This window comes from Streptomyces sp. SID5785 (assembly GCF_009870065.1).
Classification (GTDB): Bacteria; Actinomycetota; Actinomycetes; order Streptomycetales; family Streptomycetaceae; genus Streptomyces.
The window spans coordinates 1-5,171 of the sequence record NZ_WWIA01000140.1; the positions used below are offsets into that span (position 1 = coordinate 1).

Below are 5,171 nucleotides of genomic sequence, written 5' to 3' on the forward strand. Positions count from 1 at the left end.
GCCCGTGCGGACGCCGCGCTGGCCGATCATGTTCGCCACCCACAGCCAGGACTCGACCTGGACGAACTGGACGGCGCCGAGCCCGAAGTCGTTCCCCGCGCGCTCGCGGTGCCAGCGGCGGTAGGCCCGCTCGGGCTCGGGCCAGCGGCGTGACAGGGCGAGGACGAAGCCCTTGCCCCAGCCGCCGATGTCGTTGCAGACATGGACGATCAGACGCGGGCCCTTGCCGAACGGCACGGTGGCGTCACCCCGGACATACGTGATCTCCGACATGACGCCACCGTAGGGCCGTGCACCGACAACGAGTCGGGGTCAGTCCCCCTGGGCGACCTTCGTCAGTTCGTCGTTCGCCTGGCGCTCCACCCGGCGGCGGACACCGAACCAGCCGACGACGAGCATCACGGCGACGATCGGGATGAGGTACAGCGTCTTGCGGCCGACCTCGGGGTCCTTCCACATCAGGCCGAGCACGGCCAACAGGAAGGCGATCGTGACGTACTCGGTGACACCGCTGCCCGGAAGCCGGAACGACGGGCGCCTGACCAGGCCCTCCTTCGCGCGCCGGACGAAGGCGAGGTGGCAGATCATGATGATGACCCAGGTGCTGATGATGCCGAGCGAGGCGACGTTCAGAACGATCTCGAAGGCCTTGCCGGGCACGACGCTGTTGAGCACGACACCGAGGACGCCGACGCCCGCGGTGAGCAGGATGCCGCCGTAGGGCACCTGGTTCTTGTTCATGACCGCGGTGAAGCGGGGCGCGGAGCCGGCCATGGCCATCGAGCGCAGGATGCGGCCGGTGGAGTAGAGGCCGGAGTTGAGCGAGGACATGGCGGCCGTGAGCACCACGAGGTTCATCACGTCGCCGGCCGCGGGGACGCCGATCCGGGAGAGGACGGTGACGAAGGGGCTCTCGTCCGCGGAGTACACGACGCCGGGCAGCAGCAGCGCGAGCAGGACGACCGAGCCGACGTAGAAGACGCCGACGCGCCACATGATGGAGTTCACCGCGCGCGGGACGACCTTGTGGGGCTCGGCCGTCTCGCCGGCCGCGACGCCGACCAGCTCGAGGGACGCGTAGGCGAAGACGACGCCCTGCATCACGAGGACGACGGGCATCATGCCGTGCGGCAGGAAGCCGCCGTTGTCCGTGATGACGCTCAGACCGGGGGTCTGGCCGCCCACGTCGTGCTGCGTGACCAGCAGGAAGATGCCGATGAGCATGAAGGCCACCAGGGCGGCGACCTTGACGATCGCGAACCAGAACTCCATCTCGCCGAAGATCTTCACGGAGATGAGGTTGACGGCCAGGACCACCGCGAGGGCGATCAGCGCGAGCACCCACTGCGGGATGCTCGTGAAGAAGCTCCAGTAGTGCGTGTACAGGGCGATCGCGGTGATGTCGGCGATGCCCGTGGTCGACCAGTTGAGGAAGTACATCCAGCCGGCGACGTACGCGCCCTTCTCCCCGAGGAACTCGCGCGCGTAGGAGACGAACGAGCCGGAGGAGGGGCGGTAGAGGACGAGCTCGCCGAGCGCACGCACGACGAAGAAGGCGAAGATGCCGCACACGAGGTACGCGACGGCGAGGGCGGGGCCGGCCGAGTGGAGGCGGCCTCCTGCGCCGAGGAAGAGTCCGGTACCGATCGCGCCGCCGATCGCGATCATGTTGACGTGACGGGCCTTGAGGTCCTTGCTGTAGCCGGCGTCGCCCGCATCTGCGGGCGCCTGGGAGGCGTCCGCGCGGGACACGTCCGAAGCCGTGGTGACGGCGTCCTTGCTCACGTGGGGTGTCCACTCTGTGGTGCCCGGCGGCGTGGGGGCCGCCGGGGTCCGGATGTGCTCCGGTCCGCGACACCCCTGACAGCGCGCGGACCGACGGTGCACCTTCCCCCAGGGATCGCGCGGCACGCGGTGGCGGAGATCACATAGCGGCGCTTCTCACATGCCGGAACACCCCTGTACAGGCGGAACGCACGGGTGTACTCGCGGGTGCGGAGAGCGGTGGCCGCGCGCGCCGGAGGGTTTCACAGCACAGGTGTCTCAGCAATACTGTTGAACCCGGTCGCATGTGACGAGGACGAGGATGACGACGGACATCGAGGACGCCCAGGGCCCGTCGGCCCCCACGCTGACGGTCGACGAGCTCGCGGCCCGCGCGGGCGTGACGGTGCGCACCATCCGCTTCTACAGCACCCGCGGGCTGCTGCCGCCGCCGGTCATCGGGGCGCGCCGTGTCGGGCACTACGGGCAGGACCACCTGTCGCGGCTCGCGCTGATCGAGGAGCTGCAGCACCAGGGCATGACCCTGGCGGCGATCGAACGGTACGTGGAGCATCTGCCGGCCGATCTGAGCGCGCACGACCTGGCGATCCACCGGGCCGTCGTGGCGAGCTGGGCGCCGGACTCCGCGGAGGAGATGAGCCACGAGGAGCTCGAGCGCCGTGCGGGCCGGGCGCTGACCGGCACCGACCTGGACCGTCTCTGCGCGATGGGCGTCGTCGCGCACGAGGACGTCGCCGACAGGTTCCGGGTGGACGTGGGGCTGCTGCGGCTGGGCGTGCAGCTGCTCGACGTGCCGATCGCCCACGAGACCATCCTGGCGTCCCGCACCGTGCTGCTCGGCCACGCGCGCGAGGCGGCGCACGAGCTGTCGCGGCTCTTCCGCGACGAGGTGTGGGGCCCCTACCGGGAGCGGGAGGCGGACCCGGAGCACGTCGCCGCGATGAAGTCGCTGTCGGCCCATATGCAGCCCATGGTCATGCAGGCGCTGGTGACCGCCTTCCAGCGGTCGCTGAGCGAGGAACTGCGGGAGGCGTTCCGCTCGGAGAGCTGAGCGGAACGCCTCCCGGGGCCTCGCGCGCGGTCAGCGCGCAGTCAGCGCGCGGTCAGTCGGTGAAGGTCTCGCCCTTCTCCGCCTTCTCGACGAGCAGCGCGGGCGGCAGGAACCGGTCGCCGTAGCGCTCGGCCAGCTCCCGCGAGCGGGCCACGAAGCCGGGCAGGCCGCCCTCGTAGCCGTTGATGTACTGCAGGACGCCGCCGGTCCAGCCGGGGAAGCCGATGCCGAAGATCGAGCCGATGTTGGCGTCGGCGACGGAGGTCAGGACGCCCTCCTCGATCAGCTTCACCGTGTCGAGCGCCTCCGAGAACAGCATGCGCTCCTGCATGTCGCGGAAGGGGATCTCGCTGCCCGGCTTCGTGAAGTGCTCGCGCAGCCCCGGCCACAGCCCGGCGCGCTTGCCGTCCTCGCCGTACGCGTAGAAGCCCGCGCCGCCGCTGCGGCCGGTGCGGCCGAACTCGTCGACCATGCGGTCGATGACGGCCTCGGCGGGGTGCGTGTCCCAGGTGCCGCCGGCCTCGACGATCGCCGCCTTCGACTCGTTGCGGATCTTGCGCGGCAGGGTCAGGGTCAGCTCGTCCATCAGGGAGAGCACCTTCGCCGGGTAGCCGGCCTGGCCCGCGGCCTGCTCGACGGAGGCGGGCTCGATGCCCTCGCCGACCATGGCGACGCCCTCGTTGATGAAGTGGCCGATGACTCGGGAGGTGAAGAAGCCGCGCGAGTCGTTGACGACGATCGGCGTCTTGCTGATCTGGCGGACCAGGTCGAAGGCGCGGGCCAGGGCCTCGTCGCCGGTGCGCTCGCCCTTGATGATCTCGACGAGCGGCATCTTGTCGACCGGTGAGAAGAAGTGGAGGCCGATGAAGTCGGCCTGCCGCTCGACGCCCTCGGCCAGCGCGGTGATGGGCAGCGTCGAGGTGTTGGAGCACAGCAGGGCGTCGGGCTCGACGAGGTGCTGGATCTCCTGGAACACCTTGTGCTTGAGCGCCGGGTCCTCGAAGACGGCCTCGATGACGGCGTCGCAGCCCGCGACGTCCTGCGGGTCGGCGGTGGGCGTGATGCGGGCGAGCAGCGCGTCGGCCTTCTCCCGCGTGGTGCGGCCGCGCGTGACGGCCTTCTCGCAGAGCTTCTCCGAGTAGGCCTTGCCCTTGGCGGCGGACTCGGCGGAGACGTCCTTGAGGACGACCTCGATGCCGGCGCGGGCGCAGGAGTAGGCGATGCCGGCGCCCATCATGCCCGCGCCGAGGACGGCGACCTTGCGGACCGTGCGGGGCTCGATGCCCTGGGGGCGGTTGGCGCCGGAGTTGACGGCCTGGAGGTCGAAGAAGAACGCCTGGATCATGTTCTTCGCGGTCTGGCCGGTGACCAGCTCGGTGAAGTAGCGGGCCTCGATCGTCAGGGCGGTCTCGAAGTCGACCTGGGAGCCCTCGACGGCGGCCGCGAGGATGTTGCGCGGGGCCGGGTAGGGGGCGCCGTTCAGCTGCTTCTTCAGGTTGGCCGGGAAGGCCGGGAGGTTCGCCGCGAACTTCGGGTTGGCGGGGGTGCCGCCCGGGATGCGGTAGCCGGGCTTGTCCCAGGGCTGCTGCGACTCGGGGTTCGCGTCGATGAAGGCGCGGGCCTTCTCGATCATCTCCTCGCGGGTGGCGGCGACCTCGTGGACGAGGCCGTTGTCCAGGGCGCGCTTCGGCGTGTACTGGGTGCCCTGGAGAAGGATCTTGAGCAGGGCGTCGGCGATGCCCATGAGGCGGACGGTGCGGGTGACGCCGCCGCCGGCCGGAAGCAGGCCGAGCGTGACCTCGGGGAGGCCGATCTTCGAGCCGGGGGCGTCGAGGGCGACGCGGTGGTGGCTGGCGAGGGCGATCTCGTAACCGCCGCCGAGGGCCGCGCCGTTGATCGCCGCGACGACCGGCTTGCCGAGGGTCTCGATGCGGCGAAGCGAGTTCTTGATGCCGGTGCCGGTCTCGAAGACGGCCTGGGCGTCCTCGGGGCCCGCCTGCATCATGTCCTTGAGGTCGCCGCCCGCGAAGAAGGTCTTCTTCGCGGAGGTGTAGATGATGCCGCGGATGGAGTCCTTCTCGGCCTCGGCGCGGTCGGCGATCGCGGCGATCGAGTCCTTGAACGCCTGGTTCATGGTGTTCGCGGACTGGTTCGGGTCGTCGAGGACGAGGGTGACGATGCCGGTGTCGTCCTGTTCCCAGCGGATGGTGGAGCTGGCGGTCATGTGTGTCTCCGTGAAGTCAGGTGCGGGTCGCTTCTTGGCGGCTACGGGAGGGGTGGCCGGGTCTCGTTCGCCAGGTGCGGGCCGGTGGGGCTTCTCGCGCAGTTCCCCGCG

3 protein-coding genes and 1 pseudogene are annotated in these 5,171 nt (G+C 70.2%); 1 reads left to right on the forward strand and 3 read right to left on the reverse strand.

Translation table 11 applies throughout. The features are described from left to right. Together GTW43_RS04475 and GTW43_RS04480 are read right to left on the reverse strand one after the other, a co-directional pair. Positions 1 to 273, reverse strand: a pseudogene (locus GTW43_RS04475) (Appr-1-p processing protein); the annotation flags it as partial. 39 nt (positions 274 to 312) lie between these two features. Beyond that, entirely contained in the window at positions 313 to 1,785 is a 1,473-nt protein-coding gene (locus GTW43_RS04480; RefSeq protein ID WP_161300307.1) for an amino acid permease, read from the reverse strand. 301 nt (positions 1,786 to 2,086) lie between these two features. Between GTW43_RS04480 and GTW43_RS04485 the strand changes: the two genes are divergently transcribed. Next, positions 2,087 to 2,836 carry a MerR family transcriptional regulator gene (locus GTW43_RS04485; RefSeq protein ID WP_161300308.1) on the forward strand — a complete coding sequence of 250 codons (750 nt, stop codon included), beginning with the start codon at positions 2,087 to 2,089 and terminating at the stop codon, positions 2,834 to 2,836. Between the two features lie 52 nt (positions 2,837 to 2,888). On the opposite strand, the gene GTW43_RS04490 is transcribed toward GTW43_RS04485, so the two are convergent. Further along, positions 2,889 to 5,060, reverse strand: coding sequence for a 3-hydroxyacyl-CoA dehydrogenase NAD-binding domain-containing protein (locus tag GTW43_RS04490; protein ID WP_161300309.1), 2,172 nt, complete (start codon positions 5,058 to 5,060; stop codon positions 2,889 to 2,891). Positions 5,061 to 5,171: the final 111 nt, after the last annotated feature.